Source organism: Sagittula sp. NFXS13 (assembly GCF_040148795.1).
Taxonomy (GTDB): Bacteria; Pseudomonadota; Alphaproteobacteria; order Rhodobacterales; family Rhodobacteraceae; genus Sagittula; species Sagittula marina.
Map to the genome: position 1 here is coordinate 1 of NZ_JAGEMH010000031.1, position 23,090 is coordinate 23,090.

General features: G+C 58.6%; 19 protein-coding genes. 9 read left to right on the top strand and 10 right to left on the bottom strand.

Annotation, left to right across the window (positions count from 1 at the left end; all coding sequences use genetic code 11):
* Nucleotides 1-510: 510 nt before the first annotated feature.
* Nucleotides 511-1,401, bottom strand: coding sequence for a LysR family transcriptional regulator (locus tag J4E08_RS23780; RefSeq protein WP_349540630.1), 891 nt, complete (start codon nucleotides 1,399-1,401; stop codon nucleotides 511-513).
* A 110-nt stretch (nucleotides 1,402-1,511) separates the two neighbouring features.
* Here J4E08_RS23780 and J4E08_RS23785 point away from each other — a divergent pair, with 110 nt between their 5' ends.
* A complete protein-coding gene (locus tag J4E08_RS23785; RefSeq protein WP_349540631.1) occupies nucleotides 1,512-1,937 on the top strand; it encodes a DUF4260 domain-containing protein in 426 nt (141 codons plus the stop codon).
* 336 nt (nucleotides 1,938-2,273) lie between these two features.
* On the opposite strand, the gene J4E08_RS23790 is transcribed toward J4E08_RS23785, so the two are convergent.
* From J4E08_RS23790 to J4E08_RS23830, 9 genes are all read right to left on the bottom strand, one after another.
* Complete coding sequence (locus J4E08_RS23790; protein ID WP_349540632.1) at nucleotides 2,274-2,609, bottom strand: MarR family winged helix-turn-helix transcriptional regulator; 336 nt, start codon at nucleotides 2,607-2,609, stop codon at nucleotides 2,274-2,276.
* 80 nt (nucleotides 2,610-2,689) lie between these two features.
* Nucleotides 2,690-3,115: an SRPBCC family protein gene (locus J4E08_RS23795; protein ID WP_349540633.1), complete on the bottom strand. Its 426-nt coding sequence runs from the start codon at nucleotides 3,113-3,115 to the stop codon at nucleotides 2,690-2,692.
* A gap of 342 nt (nucleotides 3,116-3,457) precedes the next feature.
* Entirely contained in the window at nucleotides 3,458-3,847 is a 390-nt protein-coding gene (locus tag J4E08_RS23800; RefSeq protein WP_349540634.1) for a hypothetical protein, read from the bottom strand.
* 111 nt (nucleotides 3,848-3,958) lie between these two features.
* Nucleotides 3,959-4,126 carry a hypothetical protein gene (locus J4E08_RS23805; protein ID WP_349540635.1) on the bottom strand — a complete coding sequence of 56 codons (168 nt, stop codon included), beginning with the start codon at nucleotides 4,124-4,126 and terminating at the stop codon, nucleotides 3,959-3,961.
* Entirely contained in the window at nucleotides 4,126-5,271 is a 1,146-nt protein-coding gene (locus J4E08_RS23810) for a metallophosphoesterase family protein (protein ID WP_349540636.1), read from the bottom strand. Before J4E08_RS23810 ends, J4E08_RS23805 begins: the two co-directional genes overlap by 1 nt.
* A 587-nt stretch (nucleotides 5,272-5,858) precedes the next feature.
* Nucleotides 5,859-8,888, bottom strand: a complete 3,030-nt coding sequence (locus J4E08_RS23815) for a type I restriction endonuclease subunit R (protein WP_349540637.1) — start codon at nucleotides 8,886-8,888, stop codon at nucleotides 5,859-5,861.
* Between the two features lie 53 nt (nucleotides 8,889-8,941).
* Entirely contained in the window at nucleotides 8,942-10,204 is a 1,263-nt protein-coding gene (locus tag J4E08_RS23820) for a restriction endonuclease subunit S (protein ID WP_349540638.1), read from the bottom strand.
* The gene (locus tag J4E08_RS23825; RefSeq protein WP_349540639.1) at nucleotides 10,201-12,597 is read right to left on the bottom strand and encodes a type I restriction-modification system subunit M; all 2,397 of its coding nucleotides are present in this window, start codon (nucleotides 12,595-12,597) and stop codon (nucleotides 10,201-10,203) included. The genes J4E08_RS23820 and J4E08_RS23825 overlap by 4 nt, the downstream gene beginning before the upstream one ends.
* Nucleotides 12,598-12,748: 151 nt before the next feature.
* The gene (locus J4E08_RS23830) at nucleotides 12,749-13,357 is read right to left on the bottom strand and encodes a plasmid pRiA4b ORF-3 family protein (RefSeq protein ID WP_349540640.1); all 609 of its coding nucleotides are present in this window, start codon (nucleotides 13,355-13,357) and stop codon (nucleotides 12,749-12,751) included.
* A 270-nt stretch (nucleotides 13,358-13,627) separates the two neighbouring features.
* Between J4E08_RS23830 and J4E08_RS23835 the strand changes: the two genes are divergently transcribed.
* The 8 genes from J4E08_RS23835 to J4E08_RS23870 all read left to right on the top strand — a co-directional run bounded on the left by J4E08_RS23835 (nucleotide 13,628) and on the right by J4E08_RS23870 (nucleotide 22,438).
* Nucleotides 13,628-14,326: a transposase gene (locus tag J4E08_RS23835; protein WP_349540641.1), complete on the top strand. Its 699-nt coding sequence runs from the start codon at nucleotides 13,628-13,630 to the stop codon at nucleotides 14,324-14,326.
* Between the two features lie 499 nt (nucleotides 14,327-14,825).
* Nucleotides 14,826-15,503 carry a hypothetical protein gene (locus tag J4E08_RS23840; RefSeq protein WP_349540642.1) on the top strand — a complete coding sequence of 226 codons (678 nt, stop codon included), beginning with the start codon at nucleotides 14,826-14,828 and terminating at the stop codon, nucleotides 15,501-15,503.
* Complete coding sequence (locus J4E08_RS23845; protein ID WP_349540643.1) at nucleotides 15,503-17,302, top strand: TnsB C-terminal domain-containing protein; 1,800 nt, start codon at nucleotides 15,503-15,505, stop codon at nucleotides 17,300-17,302. The genes J4E08_RS23840 and J4E08_RS23845 overlap by 1 nt, the downstream gene beginning before the upstream one ends.
* Nucleotides 17,303-17,677 carry a hypothetical protein gene (locus tag J4E08_RS23850; RefSeq protein ID WP_349540644.1) on the top strand — a complete coding sequence of 125 codons (375 nt, stop codon included), beginning with the start codon at nucleotides 17,303-17,305 and terminating at the stop codon, nucleotides 17,675-17,677.
* Nucleotides 17,678-17,679: 2 nt separating this feature from the next.
* On the top strand, nucleotides 17,680-18,645 hold the full coding sequence (locus tag J4E08_RS23855; RefSeq protein WP_349540645.1) for a TniB family NTP-binding protein: 966 nt from the start codon (nucleotides 17,680-17,682) through the stop codon (nucleotides 18,643-18,645).
* A complete protein-coding gene (locus J4E08_RS23860) occupies nucleotides 18,642-20,099 on the top strand; it encodes a TniQ family protein (RefSeq protein WP_349540646.1) in 1,458 nt (485 codons plus the stop codon). The genes J4E08_RS23855 and J4E08_RS23860 overlap by 4 nt, the downstream gene beginning before the upstream one ends.
* Before the next feature lie 326 nt (nucleotides 20,100-20,425).
* Nucleotides 20,426-21,862 carry a DUF6880 family protein gene (locus J4E08_RS23865; protein ID WP_349540647.1) on the top strand — a complete coding sequence of 479 codons (1,437 nt, stop codon included), beginning with the start codon at nucleotides 20,426-20,428 and terminating at the stop codon, nucleotides 21,860-21,862.
* Nucleotides 21,863-22,165: 303 nt separating this feature from the next.
* Nucleotides 22,166-22,438 carry a restriction endonuclease gene (locus J4E08_RS23870; RefSeq protein WP_349540648.1) on the top strand — a complete coding sequence of 91 codons (273 nt, stop codon included), beginning with the start codon at nucleotides 22,166-22,168 and terminating at the stop codon, nucleotides 22,436-22,438.
* The last annotated feature ends 652 nt before the right edge of the window (nucleotides 22,439-23,090 follow it).

Here is a 23,090-nt window from a genome sequence, read left to right on the forward strand (position 1 = left end):
CAGCCCGGAGGGGATGAAAACCGTGCTCGGGTCAGAAACCTATGAGCAGAAGGTCTTCCCCGACGAGAAAACTTTCCTCGACCATGAGAACACGCTCATCCTCGTGGGTGAGCAAACTGAGATCATCTAGGAGAAGGCATAGGCGGAGAATTGGCGGCACGTCGTGGTGAGTGGGTTTGGAAAAGCGTCCGCTCCTTCCGCCTTTCTCACGCGTGTCTGCTCAGTCTGCTCAGGGGCAGCGTAATCTGAGCATTCGAGTGAACGGCGGCAAAGTCCGCTTACTGACCTCTGAGAGATGACCAATGCCGCGCAAGCGTCGCAACGACCGCTTTGGGGAAGTTGCACCGAAGCCTTGGCGAGAGGGGTGAACGGCAGCTCAGGGCCGGAAGCGACGCCGCGCCCACGGCGACCGGGCGCTTGGCTCTGCCGGGCAGCGAAGGTCCGGAACGAGCCCTTTCCGACCAATGCGTTAGAGCGCTCGAGGTGCGGCTTCAAAAAAGCTCAGCATCTCTAATTTGGCTTCTTCAACCCGTGCGCGTAGGATTCGAGTCTGTCGGCAAGACGTTCGAAGACCGTTGCAATGGGCAACTCGGCGCGTAGATCGGGGTGGGTGACGACCCAGATGCCAAGCGGGAGGCGCCATTCTGGCAGCACGCGCACGAGGTCTGGATCGCGAAGAGCGATCGGAACTTGGCACAGACCAATACCTATCCCCGATCGGAGAGCCTGCAGCAACATGCCATCGTCGTCGCATCTCAGCACGAACGAACGGTCCGTTACGCCGGGCATATGCGCTGACCACGCAGCACGTCGCGCCGCATCTCGGTCAAAACCGAGCAAGACCCTGGACGCAGCCAAAGCGGCCATGTTTTCGGGCGGAGTATGGCGTTCGAGCCACGAACGATGCGCAAAAAGGCCAAGCTCCACCTCGCCCAGGTACCTTTGAACAAGTTCCAGTTGGGTCGGTCGCGTCATCCGCACAGCTATATCTGCTTCTTGGTGAAGGAGATCTCGAGCGCTGTTACTGGGGTCGATTTCGAAATTTATTTCGGGTGCATCGACATGCAGGTCAGCCAGGATCGCCGGCAGGACCTCGGTTGCGATGACCCGGCTTGCGCTGATGCGCACGATACCGCTGCCGTCACTTGCCGCTGCCCGACGCACGATAGTGGCTGCCTGCGCCTCCATCGCCTCTGCCGCGGGTCTGAGGCTCAAAGCGAGCGCACTCGGCACCAGACCAGACTGCGAGCGGAGGAAGAGCGTGCGGCCCAATCCTCGCTCCAAAACCTCCAGGTGGCGTCGAACGGTGGGTTGGGCGAGCCCAAGTCTGCGCGCGGCACCGGATTGGCTACCCGTCCTCAAGACCGCGAGAAAGGTTCGATAAAGGGTCCAGTCCGTCATACAAAATCGTATAGCATCTATCGAGACCAAGCCAATAGCGTTTACCTAAAAGTCGGATCAGATTGTCCGGATCGCGAGGTCTGCTCTGGCCGCTAAACCAAGGTAACGACATGATGAAAAATGCTGAACTTCGGTCATCCAAGGCCACTGATGTCGATGAGGCGCGGGCTGAGGGAAGTTCCCCTTGGTGGTTGCGCACTACGTGGTGGCTTCGTTTGGAAGGTGCGGCCTTGGCTTGCCTGGCAGTCGGGATATTTGAATTGACTGACACCAGTTGGTGGCTGTTCGCAGCCCTCATCCTTGCGCCTGATATGATGATGATAGGCTACCTGCGAGGTCCCCGTATCGGCGCTGCAACCTACAATATTGCGCACACTTATGCGGTGCCGGTCGGAGTCGCTGCCAGCGGATTGGCCCTCGACGCGACGCTGCCCGTCGCCATTGCGGCAATCTGGATTGCCCATATCGGGATTGATCGCATGTTTGGCTATGGCCTCAAGCATCCTGAGGGTTTCCGGCATACCCACCTCAGATGACCGTGATGAGCCTGCTTGCGCGCAAATACGGGCGTTTTGGCATCGTGCAGCGGATGACCGCTTCGTCCTGCTCAGCAGACCTTACGAACCCGCCAAGGTTCGAACGTGCGGCGAACGGCAGCTTTGACGGACTGCGCTGCAGCATTAGAATCCAAGACTGAAGGTCGGCTCAGGTCCGGTTCGAGCCCGATTTGACCGATGCTGCGGAGCGAATGAACGGCAGCTTCTGGTATTTCACATGGACCTAGGTGCAACATCTGTCTCGCTCCAAAGCGCAGTAGCGACCTTGTCGGAACGCCCTTTCCGCTTTTTGGAAATGCTCTGTTCGGGTGCTACCTACCGCACCTCCTTTGCCGCGAAGAACGCTTGGTCATAGGCTTCGACGACCGGCACCACGTCGGTCAGGCGTTCGTGCCCCAATGTTGTGAGCTCGACAAGCTTTGATCGCTGATCGGCCTTCGACGCGGATCGCTCGATCAGCTTGTCCCTCTCCAAGCGCATAGCGATCTGCGAGACGTGCATACGATCCATGCCGAGGAAGTCGACGACAGCTCGTTGTGTTACGTCTTGGCCGTCGCGTGCCATCCATCCACAGACGGCCAGGATGGCGAACTGCGGCTGCGTCAGTCCGAACGGCTTCAGACGTGCGTTCAAGCCGCGCTGCCAGAGCATAAACTCATGCCAAAGCGTGAAACCCGGGCTGGCCTGCGGCCCTGCAAGGGACGAAGGCTCCCACCTAGTGTCTTGGCCGCTCACTCGCTTTTCGCCGCACTCTCGCCGGCCCGCTTCAGTCCGAGCAGGGTCGCTGGAAGGGTGGCGTCGATCTCTTTGCCAACCAATCGGCGGAACAGGAAGCTAAGAGGACCGGAGAAGCGAACCGAATGGGTCGGGGTGGTCTGTGCGTCGTCACCCACCAGATCGTGTCCAAAGTGCATCCGGCACAGCGGCAATTGGCCCTCTACCGTGAAGGAACGCCCCGGCACGACCTCAGTGACGCGCACGCGCGCCTTCGGCCCTTTCCGGGGTTTTAGCCAGCCCGTCGATCCTTTTCGTAACCCGTCAGGCAGAAAGACCTCTTGGGTCTCACAATCCCATTCAGGCCATGATGCCACGTCCTCGTAGAGTGCGAACATTTCCACACGAGGAGCGGAGACGGCAATGCTGTGCGTGATTGTCATGAAATTTTCCTGATAAAATGTAAATGCATTTACATTATGCACAGCACAGCTTGGGATACAATCCATTCTGTTGCCGATTGAGCGTTCATCCAAATATAGCCCAAGGAGACATGCGACATTCGAAACTTGAGGTCGAATGGCCGCTTCGTCCCGCTCTGTCGACCTTCGCCCCTCGAAAATGCTGCACCATGGATGAACGGCTGGTCTAGTGAAGCTGCACCGCAGCGCTCGGCCATGGCACGAACGGCAGGTGCGGGCCGAAAGCAGCGGCGCTTCCGGCTGAGGCCCCGCACCTGCGCATCACGCAGCCCCTAGCTCGTTCGCGAAGGTCTCGAGGCGAAGTCACTTCGCCGCTGTATCGTCAGCCGCCGTCGAGAGAAGTGCTTCAAGGAGCCCTGGTTCAGACCAATTCCGGTCTTCCAGTACCTCTGCATCGACAACGCTCGGCTGACGCTTCAGCTCTTCTAGGCCAGACACCATGATGCGTGACATACGATATCCGCCGCGTCGGCATAGATAGACGGAACCTGATTGACCAAGGAAGCGGTATTCGACGTCATCCGCATCAATGGCTTGGATGCCGGAGTTTATGCGCCACGCATCCCCGTCGAGATACCCCCCGCGCCAGCCGCCCAACACTCTGAGTTGAGTGAAAGCTCGGTCCCGCGTCGCAAACGAAACCTTTAAAACCACCCAGTCGTCAGGTGAATAGTCCATGCGCGTCTTCTCCATAGTTCAATTTCGGGAGTGCAATATGTGGGGGCGTGACACCGCCGGCCAGGGATGAAGCCTGTTGCAAAGAGTGCATCGAGGTTTGCGCTCGGGGCATTGATCCTGATGAGCCTAAAGCAGGTGGCTGGGGATCGGCGGGGCGCTTTCGACAAAGCGTTCTACGCGCTCCGGATCAGGTTCAGCCGAGCGCGTCGTCCCCCGGTAGGCAATGACCACATGAACAACGCCAACCAAGCAGACCAGCATGCCCGAGATCGAGATGACTACATCAAACGGCATCATTCAGAACCTGGCCGTGGCTGGCCGAGCGCGACGATGACGTCGGTTGCGTAGTACGCGTCTCCTTCCGGTACGATGGGGCAGGCGCATCCTCTCAACGCGTGGCGCAGAAAGGTGTGTGTTTCGGGTGTGAGCTTGTCCACCAAGACAGGAACGCCAGTTTCGCTGCACCGAAGCGCGTACTCGAAGTCCTGCTCGAGTTCCTGTCGATCGGCCGGTAGGTCCCTGAGCTCATTCGAGCACTGCGCGTCCAGCGCCGCCGCAATGAAGCAGACCTCCGCCAGGTCATCCTCGTCGTCGCCGTGATCTTCGTCCGGGTAGCCGATTGAAACATTTTGGATACGTGTCCCTGCGACTGTGCAGGAGAGCCGCCGGTGCGAATGTCCGAAGAACCAGGTGTCGATGTCGCTGCGCTCGAGGACTTCGGTCAGGTCTGAATGAAAGGCTGGCGTGAGACCATCGATTGGGCCTGCGGCGGACGGGTGCGGGCCGTGGTGCGTGACAACGAAGGTCCTGCCATTCTCGGCAAAATGTGGGGTCGCCAGTCTTTCTTCCAGCCAAGCGCGGTGTTTCCAATGCACGGCGATTATGTCCTCAGGTGTGATCGGGACAATTCGGCCTGGCAGCACCTCGTCCGGGTCAAGCCACTCATGACCAGACGCTTCGATGGAGATCATGTCGAAGTCGCGCATGAATCGCCCGGCGAAGTTCTTGGCAGCCTCCTGATCCCCCAGTAGGTCGAAGTCGGTCCACAGGGTGGCGCAAAGATACCGATCGCTGCGATGGCGGAGTTCGGTCTTCTGCGCGAACCAACTCCCGCTGGCGTGAACCAGGTCACGCAGCCGGTTCTCGTCGTCCAGCCTTCCCGCGTAGTAGTCGTGATTCCCGGGGGCGGCGTAGATGCGATCAGCGGGCACATAGCGGGTCAGATAGGCGAGAGCGTCCTCTAATGGCGGACCGAAGGTGTCGGACAGATCACCCGCGACGATCAAGGCATCAACGTTTTCCCGGAGCAGCCGATCTTGCAGGCCATAGAATTGGAGTGGGTTGCCGCCCAGCCAGAAATGGGACCGGAGATGCAGGTCGGCTATTACTGCGACCGTTCCGCCATTGTCCGGGATTTCGATAATGTTGGGACTCGGCAACTTGGGCTCCTGAACGACCTACATTCGTCCCGCAAGAGAGCGGGCATTGACACCTGACGAGCTGTCTAAGGGACTGATCCATCAGCATTTCCGCTAGGTCTGTCGCAACCTTGTCATGTGTGCAAGCCCCTCGCAGCGCCCACAATTTTTTCGCAAAGGTCGCGGTGCTACCGGAGGCCAGGAGCTGCGGGCCTTAATCGGCATTCAAAAAAAATTATTCGCAAACGCTCCTAAAGCTGGTTTTCGGAGTGTTTCGCAAACTTGGGGCGATCAACACGGCGGATTTGCGCCTTCAGACCAGAGAGCGGGTCGCATCTTTCGAATCAATCAACGTTGTAAGACGGCTTGCCAAGGGGAGCCGTGACCTTTTCTCACGCGATTAAGAGGCTGGGCATAGTGCTCGAAGAGCCCGCGCGAGTCGTCTGCCTGACTTTCACCTGAGCGCGGAATGAAGCGCGCCTGGCGCAGCTGATTTATAGACAGAGATTATTTTTGTCTATAAATTCAGGGATGACCTGAGCGCAGGCAACCACATTAAATTGCGGGGTGCTGCGGCGCGGCCCTGGCCACTTTGTATGCCGCGCTAGTCAGCCCAAGCTCTCCCCGAGCGCTTCCTTAATACTCTGATAAAGCGAAGACCTAAACGCCTCGTCCTGGCTATGAAGCTTGTAGAGTTCCAACTCCTCTTTCCGGCGTTTTAGCATGACTTCCTTCATGATTTTATCGAACGCCAGGTCGCGACTGTATGGATCAGGGTTTCCATCGAACTTCTCTTCGAAGTCTGGGTGAGCCTGAACACTCTCCACAATGTTCAAGAACTTGATCCGCTGTTCCTCTGGTGTGGCTCCCCAGCCTTGGAACCAACGCTCGTTGAAGCTGCGGATGATCTCTTCGAGCGGGTCTTCCTGCACCTCGCCTTCGCGGAAGCCGCGGGGATTGGGGTTCTGCGGCTCTAGTTCTGCTTCCGAAGTGTCGAGGTCGATGGCGTGGTTCAGCTTGGTCCTCTCCAGCCCGTACGACGACAGGTCAACCGCCTCGAGCAGCTCATCCAGGGCATCCTGGTTGGGATCCTGGATGTTCAACTTCGGCACCAGGAACTTCAGGAACCAGAACAGTTTCTCCCAAGCCAGAACCTCGAACGGCATGATCGCGGCCATCTGGCCGTAGATCTTGACGAATTGTTTCGCCTTGATCTTGAAGTCGATCTTATCGGGGTCATCCAGCTCTAGGCTGGTGTTGAAACGCTCGGCAGCAACATCGATGAGCGGGCTCAGCTTCTCGGCATCCTCGCCGTCGAAGAACCGCGTGCAGAATTCCTCGACCTCGGACCATTCGTACACGCCAACATCGTCCAGGGATGCCTTCAGTTCGTGCAGGACGTTGACGTCCGTCGCCTCGGATAGCGTGGTCACGGTAAAGAACGGGTCGAAGGCTGCCTTGATGTCCTCGGTGGAGTTGAAGAAGTCGAGCACGAACAGGTCTTCCGTCCGCTTGCCTAGTTTCGGCGAAGACCGGTTCAACCGGGACAGGGCCTGAACCGCCAGCACCGACTGCAGCTTCTTGTCGACGTACATCGCGCAGAGCTTTGGCTGGTCGAACCCTGTCAGATACTTGTTCGCGACGACCAGCAGCCGGTACTCGTCCTTGTCGAATTCGCTGCGGGTCTTGTCTTCCGCCACTCCATTGATGTCGGCCTCGGTCCACTTGTTCCCGTCGACCTCCTTCTCGCCCGAGAAGGCAATCAGCGCCTTGAACGGGGTGCCACGTTTCTCAAGCTCGGCCTTGACTGCGTTGTAATACCGGATCGCCATCTCGATGTTTTGGGTGACGATCATCCCCTTGCCCTTGCCACGCAGCTTCTTCGGGTTGACCACGTTGTCGATGAAGTCATCGACCATGATCTCGGCCTTGGTGTTGATCGTCTGCTGGCTCCGCTCGACATAGGCGCGCAGCTTCTTCTGCGCCTTGGATGTGTCGAACAGGGGATTGTCCTCGATGGATTTCTGGATCTCGTAGTAGCCCTTGTAGGTCGTGTAATTCGCCAGCACGTCGAGGATGAAGCCCTCCTCGATCGCCTGCTTCATGCTGTACAGGTGGAAGGGCCGGAAGCGGCCGTCAGGCTGCTTCTCGCCGAACTTCTCCAGGGTGATCGGCTTCGGCGTCGCAGTGAAGGCAAAGTAGGAGGCGTTGCCGCGCATCTTCCCGGCTTTCATCGCCTTCAGGATCTTGTCTTGGTTATCCTCCTCGTCCGGATCGCCGACCGGACCTCCCATCGCCTGGTTCATCTTGCCGCTCGCAAGCCCGCTCTGACCGCTGTGCGCCTCGTCGATGATCACGGCGAAGCGCTTGTGGCTGAGGTCCGCGATGCTGTCGTAGATCACCGGGAACTTCTGGATGGTCGTGATGATGATTTTCTTGCCGGTCTCCAATGCCGCCTTGAGGTCGGAGGACTTGGTGGCATGGGCCACGATGTTCTTGACCTCGGAGAAGTCCTTGATGTTGTCGCGCAGCTGCTTGTCCAGCAGGCGGCGGTCGGTCACGACGATCACGCTGTCGAACAGAGGGGCATCCAGCGACTTTGCACCGGGCAGGCCCAGTTCCGCGGGGTATGTCTCGATCAGCTGGTAGGCGGTCCAGGTAATGCTGTTGGACTTCCCCGAACCGGCAGAGTGCTGGATCAGGTAGCTGTGCCCCACACCCGTCTCTGCAGCGTGGGACAGCAGCTGCCGGACCACGTTCAGCTGGTGGTAGCGCGGGAAGATCAGCGTCTTTTTCGCCAGCGGATCGGTCTTCTTGCCCTCCAGCAGAACGAAGTGCTGGATGATGCCGGCAAGGCTTGCCGGCTGCAACACCTCTTCCCACAGGTAGGCCGTCTTGTGGCCATTCGGGTTCGGCGGGTTGCCCGCGCCCTCGTTGTGGCCCTTGTTGAACGGTAGGAAGAAGGTCGAGCCGCCCGCCAGCTTTGTCGCCATCCACACCTCGTCGGTGTCGGCGGTCATGTGGACCAGCACCCGGCCAAAGCGCATCAGGGTCTGGTTCGCATCGCGCTCGCGGTACTGCTTCTGGCCGTGGTAGCGGGCGGTCTGGTGGGTCCAGGCGTTCTTCAGTTCCAGGGTCACCAGCGGCAGCCCGTTGAGGAACACCACCATGTCTACCGATTCATTCGGGTTGGCGGTGCTGTGGTGGACCTGCCGTGTCACGCTCCAGATGTTGGCGGCGAAATTGTCGTGGACCTTCTGCGCCGAGCTGGCCAGCGGCGCGGGGTACATCAGGGTGAAATGCGCGTTGTCGACGGGCAGGCCCTTTTTCAGAACATGCAGCAGACCTTTGGACTTGATCAGCTTGTCGAGCTGGCCGGTGATCTTGGCCTGCCAATCGGCGGGGCTGTTTTTCTTTAGCTTGTGGAGGTCCTTGGACTGCGTGGTCTCGAGGAACTCCCAGAACTTGGCGCGGTCGAGCGCGAGGGGCGCGTCGAAGTCCGAGGGCTGGCCGATGCGGAAGGGGCCGGTCTCGGCAGCGGCCCCGGCGACCAGCTCTTCGGAGCTCGCGCCGCAGAGCCGTCGTTCGATGGCTTGTTCGAGGGCGATTTCCTTGGTGTTGCTGACCGCGTAATTCATGGGGCTTTACTCTCACGTCCTGACGCCCGGGGCCCCGTTTCGGGGCCGGGTGCTTACAATACCTTGATCTTTCCAGTCACCGCCGCGTTGATCAAGCTCGTCTTGTATTCGCGCAAAGCGGTGATTTGGGATTGCTTGAGGGCAATGGCGTTCTGGAATTGTGCTGTTATCGCTCTGACATGCTCGACGATTTGTAACTGCTCGTCCAACGGCGGAAGCAGCAGCGGGCAATCCATGAAGTCATCTGTGTAGAGGCGATAGAAGCCTTCGACGATGCCTCGCACGCGCAACCGGAATTCTCCAAGATACTTGGACGTCTTGAACAGGATCTCGAAATAGTCGCTGGATGCCCCTTCAACGAAAGGACGGAATACCGAGTAGTCCGGGCTAACGAGGCCCTCCATCGGGGCCAGAGAGAACACAGCAAGGTGAGCCTTGAGACGATTCAAAACGAGGTCACCCGTCCTGACCAGTTTTGCTCCTTGATAGCTCTCGGAAGCCAAGGACTTCTCGACGAGATCAGCGGGGACCAGACCGAGCTTCTGACTCATTGACAGATGCTGCTCCTCACCCTTGGCCGAACGTTCGTTTATCTCGACGAACATGTGCTTGTTGCGCTTCACTTCCCAATGCGCGGGGATCTGGCCGATCCAGTCGATGCCGCTGTCCTTCATGGGGGCGTCGGGGTTCAGGCCGCGGGTGACGGCCTGCTGGATCAGGATCTGCCTGCGCTCGGCCAGCAGCCTGATCTGCTCCTCCTTGATCCGCACCGCTTCATCAATCGTCGCGCATTTCGCATCCAGAAACGCCGCAATGGCGCGTTGTTCGGCGGGTGACGGGACTGCGACCAAGATTGTCCGCATCTCGTTATATCTCGTCGTCCATAGGTCGGCGACGATGCCTCGGCCCACACGGTAATACTCCTCGACGAAGGCGTATGACTTCAAAAGGTGGTGGCAAAACTCGGGGAGGATGCGTTTCGGCTCAAGGACAATGTTAATCAGAGATACGGAGCCATCCAGAGGCGACACACCGCTGGACCCCTTACGGTCGGAGCGGCTGTTGATGACGAAATCGCCAGCCCTCACAAGCTTACGATTGTCGCCGTCGTTCGTCTTTGCTGCGGTAGCCAATTGTGGGAAAATGCCATTCTTGGTTACTGACAAGGGCTCGAAGTCCGTGTCGGACACCTTTTGTCGGCGTTCCTCGAAAAGGCCGCCAAGGCGCGCCAGTTCCCATCTTGCAGGGTATGAGCCGACCCATTGAACGCCGCTTTCCAGATAACTTTCATACTTGGGATACGCCGCCATGTTCATTCCGCCGGCTCCAGCTTGGTCGCGACTTCAACGCCAAGAATATCGGCGATCAGCCCGTCTGCCTTCTTTTCCAGCGCCAGAATGTCCTGCGTCACCTCTTCGAGGCTGCGCAGCTGCTTGTGGCGGTAGAAATACTTGTTGAAGCTGATCTCGTAGCCGATCTTCACGGAGTCGAGGTTGATCCAGGCTTCCTCGACATGTGACTTTACCTCCGCCAGGAAGTAGCGGTGGATGTCGTCCTTCAGTGGCACGCTTTCCGCATCGCGCAGGTCAGAGGTGCTCTCATAGGTCAGGTAACTGCCGTCCGCCTGACGGTACCAGCCGAAATCGGCCAGATCCTCCGCCGTGCAGCCGAGATGCGTGGTCAGGTCTTCGACTTCTGCGCCTGTCAGCTTATGCTTCTTGGCGATAACCTTCTGGGCGGTCTCCTCGTACCAGCTGACGGCGTTCAGGATGGCGTTCTTCTCGGTCACGCCCAGCTTGATCTTGCGCGCCTTGATCGCGGCGTTCACCGCCTTGCGGAAGGCGTTGAAATCGTCGGTTTCCTCGGTGCCGACATCGCCCATGATCTGGGTCGCCGTGGCCAGCAGGTCGCGCAGCTTGATCCAGTACTTGGTGTCGAGCAGCTTGGCCTTCGCCTTGGCGTTCAGGGTGATGCCCGCTTCCTCGCACCACGCGGTGATCGCCTTGGTCTGCTCCTTGAGGAAGCCCGGCTGATAGACCTGATCGCCGTGTTCGCCATAGAGCCATTCCATCGGCTCGCGCAGCGACCGATCAAAGCGCAGGGGCGCAAGGCGTTCGGCGCTGAAGGCCGCGCGGCGGCGGTCCGGGCGTTCGATCGTGACCTTGTGGTAGCCGAAGTCCGAATTGTCGAAGACCTGCACGGCGATGCCGGTGGGATCATTGTTGGCGTCCATCTGACGTTCGATGGGCGCGAAGGCGAGGAAGCCGTCGGTGATGGCCTGGATGTGCTCGTCCGAGAACTCGCAGTTCTTGTCACCGAGGTTTTTTCGCAGCTTGCGGAACAGCAGGTTGGCGTCGATCAGCTGGACGCGGCCCTTGCGTGCCTCGGGTTTGGCGTTGGACAGCAGCCAGATGTAGGTGGTGATGCCGGTGTTGTAGAACAGGTTGTTCGGCAGCTGGATGATGGTGTCCAGCATGTCGTTCTCGATGATGAAGCGGCGGATGTTGGATTCCCCGCTGCCCGCATCCCCGGTGAACAGGCTGGAGCCGTTGTGGACGGAGGCGATGCGCGAGCCGAGCGGGCTGGCCCTCGTGGACTTCATCTTGCTGACCATCTCCATCAAGAACAGCAACTGCCCGTCCGAGGAGCGCGGCGTGGCGTCCATGACTTCCTTCTTGCCCCAGTAGTCAGCCAGCTCGACCTGGAAACGGGGATCAATGACGTCCTTGCCGTCCTTGATGTACTTGACCTCACTGTTCCAGCTTTTGCCGTAGGGCGGGTTGGACAGCATGAAGTCGAAGCGGTTGGCCGAGAATTCGTCGGTGGAGAGGGTGGAGCCTACGCGGATGTTCGCGGGGTCATTGCCCTTGATCATCATGTCCGACTTGCAGATCGCGTAGGTCTCGTCGTTGATCTCCTTGCCGTACAAGTAGACGTCAGCGTTGGTCCGGATCGGACCGCCCGGCTCCTTGATGTAGTTCTGTGCCTCAGTCAGCATGCCGCCCGACCCACAGGCCGGGTCGTAGATCGTGATGACCGGGGGGAGCCGGTCCTTGATCGGGTCGAAGACGAGGTGCGTCATAAGGTGAATCACCTCGCGCGGGGTGAAGTGTTCCCCGGCTTCCTCGTTGTTCTCTTCGTTGAATTTGCGGATCAGCTCCTCGAAGACATAGCCCATGCCGAGGTTGGACAGGCCGGACAGCGTGTTGCCCTCCGGGTCTTCGATGTCATGTGGGGTCAGGTTGATCCAGGGGGAAACGAACTTCTCGATGACATCGAGGAGGACCTGTTTCTCGGCCATATGGCGCATCTGTTCGAACAGCTTGAAGCGGCCGATGATCTCTTTGACGTTGTCGCTGAAGCCGTCGAGGTAGTCCTCGATGTTGGCGAGCAGAATCTGTTGGTTGTTGGTGGCGGTGCCGTGCAGCTTCTTGAGGGTCCATTGGCTGGTGTTGAAGAACACGTAGCCCGAGGCATCCTTGAGCGGCTCATCGTCCAGCTCCGTTGCGCCTGGGTCCTCTTGCTTCTGATACCTGACTTCTTCCAGAACAGCGGCCTTGGTCGGCTCAAGCAGCGTGTCGAGGCGGCGCAGGACGACCATCGGCAGGATGACATCGCGGTATTTGCCGCGCACATAGACGTCGCGCAGGCAGTCGTCGGCGATGCGCCAGATGAAGGAGACAAGGCTGTTGTGGGAAGTCTGGTTCAATGGGGACCTCAAAAATCACATGCGACCGTAATCGCTTTTCTAAATGACTACCCTCAGGACCTTGGCCCTGCAATGAACCAAGGTCTGGCCCGCTCTCGTAACTTGGCCAGAACGTGACGAATGCCGGGAATGCCGCTGGCCGGCGTCCTGACTATCTCGTCTGGCGACTCCGCTCGAACGCAAGCATCGCCACTTTTCTCTTGGCCGCGATCCTGCGGACGGTCGCGGCAACCGCTGACTCGCCGAAATCCCTTGGATTGAAGGGGCGCCCGTACCACCGGATCATGTCTTGGTGAGCCGGGTGACGGCTATTGGCCATGGCTTCTACGAAATCCATGAAACCGGGCGGGCCACCGACATCTTCCGGCGGCGCGGTGAGCTCGCCACCCAGATAGAGGGGATAGTCGACGTCTGAATCCGCGACTCCGACATATTCGACAACGACGCGATGCTGCCAGTTGTCACCGAAATCGTAGGTGTACTCGAACTCTACCACGTCGCGCCCGACCAAGGTTTCCAGGCGCATGTTCTTGGCATGGTAGACCTTGTGGCCCCATGCCGCATCCTCCGGACTGGGTTCCCCGTAGTCACGCTCCCCGACCGTGAACTGATAGAGGTGGTAGTTCTCCCAAGGCATTACGCCCTGGATGAGTTCATGGAGGGCGCGTAGGTTCGTGGTCAGGCTGACCTCGACCCGCCGCCATATGGTTGGCGCGATGTGCAAGAGCTCCACGCGCAGTCGAGCGATCTGATTTGCCATGAAGGCTCCTTCCACACGGCCGAACGAGTGACCCGCGTCTCTCTATTCTGCTGCGATGCCCTGTCCGGATGCCGAAAGGCGGTTGACGTAGGACTTGAACGCGCGCGACGAGGTGAAACACCGATGAGCTACCGAGCGTAGCTGTAGCATGGCCTGTATCTGCATGCCTTCACAAGGTGCCACATGAAGATGCGGGACATTTCCGGCTGCTACTTCGTTTCAGTGTGGAGGTTTGGAACCTTTCCCAGTTGTGCCCGTCATGGGTACAGATTGGCCGATCTTCAAACCACCAGCGCATCTATGCTGGGTCATCTCGTTTTGGATCCCGCTTTGTGGACAAGCAAGGCCACCTCGCCAAGCTCTTGGACAACCATCCTGTTGGAGCGGACAGGAATTTCCAATATTCAACGCGGCATGCCTTCAGACCTTTCTCCACTGGAAGAGCGCCGGTTACACATGATGAAGCTTCTGCTGCGCATGCCCGTGGCAGGGGTTGCCGAGGCATGGCCGACTGAAACTGCCTGTCGAGAGCGCTTGATCGTCGCGCGGTGGCCTGGCGGGATAAGATGTCCGAAATGCGAAAGTGGGCAAATCGGTTTCTTGGAGAAACGGAAAAACTACCGCTGCAAGTCGTGCCGCCTTCAGTTTACTGCGCAATCGCATTCCCTTCTTCATCGCAGCCACGTTGATCTACAGAAGTGGTTTAGAACGACCGAACTTCTGATTTTGCACAATGCCCACCACCCCGATTTAAATTACCCAACCGGGCATGACCTGAAAGATCACCTCGAGATTTCGTACGCTGCGGCGCACGCGATCAAGAAGAAGACTCTAAAGGAGCTGCTTCTCCCCGACGGTGGACTGCTCGGGAGCTGTGTTTCCGTTGGCCCGGCAGTCAATGCACCGGCCGACGTCCTGGCGGGCAGCTCCGACGAGTTGCTCTGGTACGACGCTCACATCACAACCTGACGCAATCGGCGCACGACGCCCTAATCTCGACGTTGAGTTATCGAGATACTCCATCCACAGCGTCGTCAGTTGGGCCGGTTCCCTGACGCGCATTCCATTGTTAATCTGTATTGGAAGCGATGCCCGACAGCTGGCGAGAAGGACGCCGAAAGCCGCCTCTATCTCAGTTTGCGAAAATCTGAAGCAAGCTTTGTTCTCCGACATAATTCAATAAAATCATGCAGTTGATTGACCATCCTGCGTAATCGTGAGATTTCGCCGGCCCCGCAACTGTGCCCGATCGCAATCGACCAACAAGAAGGAAACGCCAGTCTAAGCTTCCGCGAAATGAAAAACGCGCGCCACCTGGACGCGCGCTGAAAGTTGGGGCGGGTCCGCCCTGATCATGCGCCGAATATAAGTGCCTCAAGGCACAACGGCAACTTTGGACCTCGCCCTCTATCGACAAACTTATCCGCGCGGCGCCGCCGCAGCGGACCGATGGAGATATGCCTGATCCATGGCCACGATCCAGAAGCACCCCCCCCGCCCGCTCAGGGCCAGCCGTGCCGTTCGACCGATCCCGAAATCCTCGAAAGGGCATTTCGTTGGCGAGCTCGTTTTCAATCGCGGTAACGTCCGCCAGCGCATGGGGTACGGCAGTATGTTGGAGCATGATGCCAGCCTGTGCATGATCTACCGCCCTGGTTTCGCAGACCTTGAGGAACAGCTGGCGCCCGTGATGTTCACCGATGTCGACGGCTCGCGACACAAACATTTCTTCGACTTCCGACTGACCGAGACAACTGGCCGCAAGATCTGCATCTCGGTCAAGCCGGAGGAAATCGCTAAAACTGAGGTCTACAAAGCTCAAATCGCCGCGGTGAAGCGCGCCGCCATTGGTAGTATCTGCCATGCAGTCGCGACCATCACCGAGCGCAATATCGCGCCCGACGTGCTCCACAACGCAAAGCTCTATCACGCCGCCCGCGACCCTGAGCCTGAGCTCGATGCAGAGATTCATTCTAAGCTTCACCTGATCGTCGGTCCCACGCCCATCGGTGATTTCCTGGAGAAAATTGGCGTGGGTGGTGCTGGCTTCTTCAGCATGGCACGTGCCATTCGCTTCGGACATGCGCATCTGTTCACACCTGGCAAGATCCGTTCCGAAACCCTTGTCAGTGCGGAGGCAGCTTAATGGCTGCCCCGTTCAAGAAGAAGATCCCGATCCTGCTGGAAAAGGACTGCGAGTTTCGTCTGGATGTCCGGGAGGGCAAGGTCCTTGAGGTCCGCAAAGAGGGGTACTTCGTTTTCTGGCAGCCGTGGGTGGACCCTGGTACTGGCGAGATCCGCGACAGTGACGCGAGCGTCGTGGCCCATAGCGTGGTGGCGACCGAGGATCGATACGGTCGGCTTCATATCATCAACAGGCCAATGGCAACTCCGATACGACCGGACCAGGTGCGTCGGGCCGAGCGCTTGCCGATCGAGATCGCGCGGATGGACTTCCGCAGACAATACGTCTTCGCCGTTCAGCGCATGCTTGACAACGACGAGCTGAAACCCACCCGGGCGGATTTCGAAGCTCAGGTCATCAAGATCGCCGCACGTGGCAAACTCTTCTATGAAGAGCACATGGCGGCCAAGGCTCGCCGGAGCTCCAAACGAGGTGGCGCTCGTATCCGCAAAACCGCCGAAGAGAAAGCCAAGGAATTTGAGTTCAGCCAAGGGGTTCAGAGCGGGCGCACCTACTGGAAATGGTACCAGCAGTGGAAAACGCATGGCGATGAAGGGCTGTTCGACGGGTACAGGAAATGCGGTGGGCACTCCAGGTATTCGGATGAAGTTGCAACATATGTAGAACGCCTCGTGGACATGTTGTTGGATGAAGAGCGGCAAACGGTCTCTTCCATCGTGGACAGCATCACTGCGGCGATCGAGGCAGAGAACGAGCGCCGGATCCGACAGCCAGTGCCCGAGGCTGGCATGCCTGTTGTAGGGTACGACTACATTCGCAAGGTCATCATCGACCGCGCCCCGCTTGACCATGCGATCCGTCAAAAAGGCTGGGATCGGGCCTACAAGGATTTCCATTTCCTCGGTCTGGGCATCGAAACCAGTCGTGCGCTCGAACGTGTGGAGATCGATGAGTATACGGTCGATCTTATGGTGCTCATGCGAGATGTCGGGCTATTCGATCACCTCCCGGCGTCCGTCAAACAGTTCATTGGCCTGGATGGTGAACCCAGTCGGGTCACGCTCTCAGCAGCCATTGATGTTCACACAAGGTGCCTCTTGGCGTTGCAGATCGTGCCACAGGGTCATGAAAGTCCGCTGCGCGACACTGTCGAGATGATCTATATGGACAAGGCGCCGATCTCGGATGCCGCTGGGTGCAGTTTTACCTGGCACCAGGGTGGAGCTCCGGAAATGATCGTTCTGGATCGAGGAGCTCGCTACGTTACAGATGAAGCATATGCGGTACTGGCGTCACTGGGTATCACGAATATGGGTGCGCCGGCAGGCAAGCCATGGCTGAAGCCTTTCATCGAGCGCGTCTTTCGAACGATCCATGACAAGCTCCTTCAGAATTTCTCAGGTCGTACCTTCGGCAACGTGGTTGATCGCGGAGAAAACGACCCTGCCAAACGTGCAACGCTTACCCTAGAGGCCTTCTTGTGTTGGTTGGTGCGCTGGACTGTTGACGCCTATCATACCACGACCCATAGCGCCTTGGGGATGTCCCCCAACCAAGCGTGGGAAAAGGCGTTCAAGGACTGCGAAACGCGCTCCATCTCCACAGAAGAGATGCGAGAGGCCTTTGGCATCAAGACCCGCCGCAAGATCGGCCGTCATGGGGTGCTCGTCAAACACGTCGCTTACCAGGATGACAACGTCATCCGGCTGGCAAGCACCTCAGGTGTGCGTGAAGTGGAGGTTCTGCGCTGGCATGGCGACATCGGTACGATTGGTATTCGCCATGACGATGGCCCGTGAATGACTGTCACGGCGGCAGACCCGATGTGGATCGGCAAGAATGACATTGATCTCGACGTGTGGCTTTCCAAGAGACAGGAAGAAGCATCCGACGAAAGAGCTGCGCGCCGTCGATTCATCAACGATATGAACGCGGCGAGCTATGGTCTGAAAGCCCTAGCAGGCTTGATCTCATTGCCTAGGTCGGCAGATGAGCTCGAACGCGATGTAATCAGGTTCTCACGGCACACGGACACTGCGCAACGGCGCCATGACTTCGGTGAGCACCTCGATCTCCTTGCTGACCTAGACGATGGAGCTGGAAGTCAGCCCGACGTTCCGGCCAACGCCTCGCCCCCCGCTTCCTCGATCTCTGACGACGACCTGATGGACTGACCATGACCGACACCCCTTTGAACACGATCAGCGAGAAGCTCGATTGGCTCGCGCAGCGCTACTGGAAATTCGGGCAGGATGACCTGTTCTTGGACTATCTCGAGGACCTGTATGAGGTTGATGACGAGGGCCACATGACCTCCACGCCACGTCGCGATCCGCTGGCCGACGAGACACGCGGTCTCATGTTCCTAGCGCGCTCGGGAAATGGCAAGACGGCGACCATCAAAAAGGCCATCCGCGAGACGCCGGTCCTGGAAGAATATACCGACCAGGGAGAAGGCAACACGCTGTACATGGAAGTGCCGCCGGATGCGACGATCAAGTCTCTCGCGGAAGACATCGCGAAGATCACTGGCTATTCCGGCTTTCACAAGAGCGTCACCGCACCCGAGCGGTGGCTCATCTGCCGTCGTCGCCTCAGGATGACAGGCATCACGACCCTCGTGATCGACGAATGCCACCACATCCTGCGGCCCGGTCCTGGGCGGGATGTGCCGGGCGCCATCCAGGCGCTCAAGCACATGGTGCAGTCGGATCACGCGGTCGCGCTCATCATCGCCGGAGTCCCGGAGCTGCGTGAGGGTATCCTGAAAGAGGCATCCGGCGAAACCTATCGTCGTTTTGATGAGTGTCATCTGCCGAGCATTCAGCCTGGGTCAGGCGAGGCGGAAAGGTTCAGCAGGTGTGTAGCTACGTCAGCACGTAAGCTGGGTATCGAGATTGACCCCGGTCTCAAGTTTTCCGAGCGTGTGTTGTTCGCTGAGCATGGGGAGGCTGGCCGTGCGGTCAAACTCGTCAAGGATAGCCTGCGCCGCGTAATCACCAAGCGGCGCTCCCGGCTCGAACTCGAGGACGCCGAGCGCATCTTTGTGAAAAGCAATGGCCCTAAGGAAATGACACCTTTTCATCCCGGAGACTGGTCCTTCGTCGAGAGTGAGCTGAAAGCCATGGGATGGGTGCGATGACAGTGCTGCGTCCATATCTGCCGTTTGACCCCGAGGAAACGACGTTGTCGTTCGCCAACCGTCTTGCGCTCATGCACACGGGGCGCGGTATGCGGCACTTCCTGCGTGATCTCAATATCAGCGCTCCGAGCTTCGTTTCGGGCCATGTGGCGGAAACCAGCGCGCTTGCGGAGATGGTGGGCGTCGAACCTGAAGAGCTTCTGGCAAACAGCATCGACGTGACGCAGTCTCATGTAAGCTTCAGGGACCAGAGACTGGCCCGGGCATTTCTCTCCCCGCGTGCTGCACGTTTCTGCCCGGCCTGCCTGGCGGCGGATGGTGCCCGCGAGTGCTGGCGGCATCGGCTTATCTGGGGATTTCGGCACGTTCACCGATGTGATCGCCATGGTCTTTGGCTCGCCCATTCAGACAATGCTTCTGCAGAAGCGCTGCCCGATGCCGTCTCGGTTTCGACTTTCAAACAACGGGCTACTGTCGAAGACCCCACGCCCGAGTACATTGGTTGGCTTAAATGCAGCCTCTCCAATATGAGTAAACCGGTGTCGTCCTGGCTCGAGGGGCAAACCTTGGAACAGGTCTTGAACGCGTCTGAGATGCTCGGAGCCGTCCTCGAGCACGGTCATGGCATCAAGATCAAGAAGCTCGCCCCGATCGAAGTGGAGCAGGCGACAGACATCGGTTTCAGCATCTACCGCGAAGGCCCCGAGGCTGTGACCGAGGCGCTTGATACGATCTATGCAACGTCCCCAGCTTCGGCCGTTCAAGCGGGGCCTCTCGCCTACTATGGAGCGTTGTTTGACTGGCTTGATCGGCGAGCCAACGCAATCGATCCGGGCCCCATCCGAGATATCCTCCGTACGCACATCACAAAGCACTTTGCGATCGAGCCCGGCACGAACGTTTTGGGCGAGGAAATCACCGTCCGCAGCGCCTATAGCTTCCAGGCGCTGAGCGACACGCTTGGAATTCATCGGCAGCGTCTGTCCCGCATCCTCCAGAAGTTGGGTAAGGTTCCGATGGGGGCATCAGATAAGGAAAGCGGCAGGATCGTGTTCGATGCGGCTGAAATCTTGCCTCTGATCGAAGACTTTCAGACAGCGATCAGTCTCCATGACATCCCCGGCCACCTGGGGGCCAGCAAACGGCAGGTGGAGGTGCTATATCGGGCAGGTCACCTCGTACCCCTGATACCTGCACCTGAGCGTGGTGCCGTCCGACAGGTGGTCTTCTCCCGTCGGCATCTGGAGCAACTTCTTTCCAAGATTATGGAGCTCGACGAGCTGACAGATCCCGCCGATGGATGGCATCCTGTAGGTTATGCTTGTCAGCGTGGAGCGGGTCCGTTCGCGGACCTTTTTTCCAGGATCATGTCGGGTGAACTCCGTGCGCTTCGTGCTCCTAGGCAGCATGGCGTTGCCAGCCTTCGTGTCCACCTGGACGACGTGATAGGCTGAGCCCACCTAGGTCTGACGATCTTCCGCGATATGAGAAAATGCCCGCTTCGGCGGGTTTTTTTCATGTCTTACGGGATGATCCGGCCGGATCTTGCGGCCGACTTGGCCGCATCTTGACACCTAGGCACTTTGGGTGTCACTTTAAGCATCTGATACGAAAACAAAAAATCTACGCCTTGGCCCTAACTTGTTCCCGATCTACAGATTTGTGTAAATCGGGTTAAAGTTGTCTCGGAATCGGGGCAAAGATTTCTCGAAGCGTGAAGTTGAACCATATATGGGGCGCCCAATGGGCGCCTTTTCCATATGTTGAAACGGAGTGTCGGATGGCTGGCAAGGCACTGAACAAGATCAACCTGATGGGCCTTGACCATGAGGTTTTGGCTGATCTGCTGCTGGAGGCCGTAAAGGGTGACGCCGCCCGCCAGCGTCGGGTGCGGATGGCGCTGGCTGCGGATCAGGGTCCGCAGACGGTGGCTGCGGACATCCGCAAACGCTTTGCCACGATCCGGCGCGGACGCAGCTACATCTCGCGCAAGTCGCAGAAAAAGCTGGGGCAGGAATTGGAAGATCTTGTCCGGCTGATCGAAAGCCGGGTCGCGGGCGATGCGCCCGATATGGCGTTTGACCTGCTCTGGGCGCAACTGCACCTGGCGGAAGGCATTTATGAGCGCACCGACGACAGTTGGGGCACTATCGGTGATGCGATGCGCCAGGCGATGGACGCAATCGGATCGCTTGCGGGACGGATGACAACGGACCCAGAGGCGCTGGCCGACAGCATCTTCGACGCCGTGGTCGCGGATGGCTACGGGGCCTTCGACAATGCCGTCGCGGTGCTGGCCCCGGCCTTAGGTGATGCTGGACTGGCGCGGTTGAAAGCAAAGGCGGAAACCGCGCGAGAGGCCGCCTTGGCACCTGGCGACATGGCGTTTTACGACTATATCTCCGACCCTGTCGCACAGAAGGCGCGGGCCTTTGCCGCCCGGAACCGCAGCCTTGATATCATTCTTCAGGATGTGGCCGACCAACAGGGTGATGTGGACGGCTGGCTGGCGAAATACACGCCCGAACAGCTGACCTATCACACCATCGCCCCCGCCGCCGCGACCCGCCTGCTGGACGCAGGCCGTGCGGAGGAAGCGCTGGCGCTGATTGAAAAGGCGGTCGCGGGTTATGACAGCCACCGGCTTGACCCGCGCGAGATGGATGACGTGCATTTCGCCTGCCTCAAGGCGCTGAGGCGCACGGACGACCTGCGCGCGGCATTGTGGGCGCGGTTCGAAAAACATCTTTGCCCCGACGCCCTGCGCCATCATCTGAAACTGCTGCCCGACTTCGAAGACATCGAAGCCGAAGACGCCGCCCGGCAGGTGGTGCTGAGTCATCCGTCTGTCGATGCGGCCTTGGCCTATTGCCTGCAGGCCGGCGACCTGACGCTGGCCTGCCAACTGATCGACGCGCGGCTGGCAGAGATTGACGGCGACGCCTACGAGATCCTCACGCCCTTGGCCGACGCCCTGTCGCCAGCACACCCGCTGCACGCCGTCCTACTGTGGCGCGCGATGATCGACTTCGCCCTGACCCGTAATCGCAAGGGTCGCTACCCCCACGCCGCCCGCCATCTTGCCTCTTGCGCCTTTGCGGACGCTACGATCGCCGACTATGGCGCATCCCAGTCACATGCCGCGTACTCCCATGCGCTTTCGGAGCGGCACGCCCGCAAGGCATCCTTCTGGTCAAACTACATTGCCAGTGCATGAGAAACGACAATTCTGGATACATTGAAAGTCAGATGACCCGCAGTGAGGGCGGAAGCCGGACCTTCGCCGCGGTAGCAACGGCACCCCTGCCGCACCGCCGAAGCGGACATCCAAGCGAGAACCAACGCAGAGGCCCCTTCGATCGACACCATAGGCGGAACCCACCACTCGCTACAAGGCGCACCGACGCATAGGTTGTGGCGCATGATCTGACCCATGGAAATTTCCGGGTGGCTGTGGTCATAGTTCGAGACGCGTTCAAGAATATCGGCAAGTGGCCGCAATAGATTACCGAGGCGAAGCATGAAGATCGAAGTTGCTTGCAGAGCAGACGACAGCACCAAGGCGAAGGGCGACTCACTGGAGAGTTTGGCAACCGATCTTCTCTCCGCTCAAAGCTTCAAAGTCATTGAAGAAATACGTGTTACCGGAGCCGAACTCGATCTTCTTTGCAAGCACGAGGTCAGCGGGAAAGAAATTTACGTTGAGTGCAAGGCGCAAGCTGGAAACATCGGCGCCCCGATACTTCGTCAACTGAATGGGACAGTTGATGCATATGACTACGATGAAGGATGACTCATATCCACCGCTGAATTTGGGAAGGAAGCCAAGGGGTTCGCTGAAATGTGGAAAAGCAAACCCGCCGAGAAATCTTCTCGGCTAAGCTTTTAAACTCCAGATCTTATCGTCAACGCACTAAGAAAGGCATCTGTTATATGTGCCGACCATCGCAACGGCAAAAGATTTCACGGGATCAAGTGAAGCGGTTGGGAAGTGGACACTAGTGGTCTCTCCGTTTGGACGGTTTTGGGCGGCCTACACACTGTTGGGGGGCGCACCTCATGGGGTTATCTTTTTCAGCGCGAAGTCTGGTCGGAAGATTTCAGATATCGACACCCTCAACAACATAGCCACCTTGGAGAGCGTTCTATGCGACTACGATGTTACGGTTGGTATGGACGTTCCGATCGAAACTAAGAGCGCAGCTGAAAGCACGCCGCCAAATGTGGTTGAGGTTCAAACTGGAGATTCATGGGACGATTACCGCCCTGCCAGACCGCAAGACTTCATTGGTCGAGATGATGGGCCTTGTTGCACAATGAGGCTCCGGGATTCACTTCGTGGGTCCAATGTAGTAGCGGGCTCGCATGAGCAGACCGCCGAAGCCGACCTATAAGACCATCAATTGGCCCGCGTATAATCAGGCACTGAAGCAGCGTGGATCGCT

Coding starts and splice junctions, on each gene's coding strand:
- J4E08_RS23805 (WP_349540635.1), bottom strand. CDS start 4,126: ATGCCGTTTGATGTAGTCATCTCGATCTCGGGCATGCTGGTCTGCTTG.
- J4E08_RS23870 (WP_349540648.1), top strand. CDS start 22,166: ATGAAGATCGAAGTTGCTTGCAGAGCAGACGACAGCACCAAGGCGAAG.
- J4E08_RS23850 (WP_349540644.1), top strand. CDS start 17,303: ATGACTGTCACGGCGGCAGACCCGATGTGGATCGGCAAGAATGACATT.
- J4E08_RS23840 (WP_349540642.1), top strand. CDS start 14,826: ATGGCCACGATCCAGAAGCACCCCCCCCGCCCGCTCAGGGCCAGCCGT.
- J4E08_RS23785 (WP_349540631.1), top strand. CDS start 1,512: ATGATGAAAAATGCTGAACTTCGGTCATCCAAGGCCACTGATGTCGAT.
- J4E08_RS23860 (WP_349540646.1), top strand. CDS start 18,642: ATGACAGTGCTGCGTCCATATCTGCCGTTTGACCCCGAGGAAACGACG.
- J4E08_RS23845 (WP_349540643.1), top strand. CDS start 15,503: ATGGCTGCCCCGTTCAAGAAGAAGATCCCGATCCTGCTGGAAAAGGAC.
- J4E08_RS23800 (WP_349540634.1), bottom strand. CDS start 3,847: ATGGAGAAGACGCGCATGGACTATTCACCTGACGACTGGGTGGTTTTA.
- J4E08_RS23780 (WP_349540630.1), bottom strand. CDS start 1,401: ATGACGGACTGGACCCTTTATCGAACCTTTCTCGCGGTCTTGAGGACG.
- J4E08_RS23795 (WP_349540633.1), bottom strand. CDS start 3,115: ATGACAATCACGCACAGCATTGCCGTCTCCGCTCCTCGTGTGGAAATG.
- J4E08_RS23830 (WP_349540640.1), bottom strand. CDS start 13,357: ATGGCAAATCAGATCGCTCGACTGCGCGTGGAGCTCTTGCACATCGCG.
- J4E08_RS23815 (WP_349540637.1), bottom strand. CDS start 8,888: ATGAATTACGCGGTCAGCAACACCAAGGAAATCGCCCTCGAACAAGCC.
- J4E08_RS23865 (WP_349540647.1), top strand. CDS start 20,426: ATGGCTGGCAAGGCACTGAACAAGATCAACCTGATGGGCCTTGACCAT.
- J4E08_RS23820 (WP_349540638.1), bottom strand. CDS start 10,204: ATGAACATGGCGGCGTATCCCAAGTATGAAAGTTATCTGGAAAGCGGC.
- J4E08_RS23790 (WP_349540632.1), bottom strand. CDS start 2,609: ATGCTCTGGCAGCGCGGCTTGAACGCACGTCTGAAGCCGTTCGGACTG.
- J4E08_RS23855 (WP_349540645.1), top strand. CDS start 17,680: ATGACCGACACCCCTTTGAACACGATCAGCGAGAAGCTCGATTGGCTC.